This is a genomic window from Rhizobium croatiense (assembly GCF_019793465.1).
In the GTDB taxonomy this organism is placed as follows: Bacteria; Pseudomonadota; Alphaproteobacteria; order Rhizobiales; family Rhizobiaceae; genus Rhizobium; species Rhizobium croatiense.
Genome location: NZ_JAILYJ010000110.1, coordinates 1 through 255 on the forward strand (window position 1 = coordinate 1; position 255 = coordinate 255).

At 60.4% G+C, this 255-nt stretch carries 1 protein-coding gene; it reads left to right on the forward strand.

What is annotated here, in order from left to right; translation table 11 throughout:
- The coding region (locus K6M89_RS30795; protein WP_222135298.1) for an integrase core domain-containing protein at positions 1-255 on the forward strand (255 nt) is incomplete at both ends.

The window sequence follows — 255 nt, forward strand, 5'->3', positions numbered from 1 at the left end:
TGAAGGCGGCATTGGCCTATTATGCCAGCCTCGGGATCGCGGTCGAGCGCGTCATGACCGACAATGGTCCCTGCTACACATCAAAGCCATTCGGCCAAGCTTGTCGCGACAACGGCCTCAAGCACGTCCGCACCAGACCATATACGCCTAAAACCAACGGAAAGGCCGAACGCTTCATCCAGACCGCCCTCAGAGAGTGGGCCTACGCCGTCGCCTATCCCAACTCGGACATGCGCGCCGCCGAACTGCCACGAT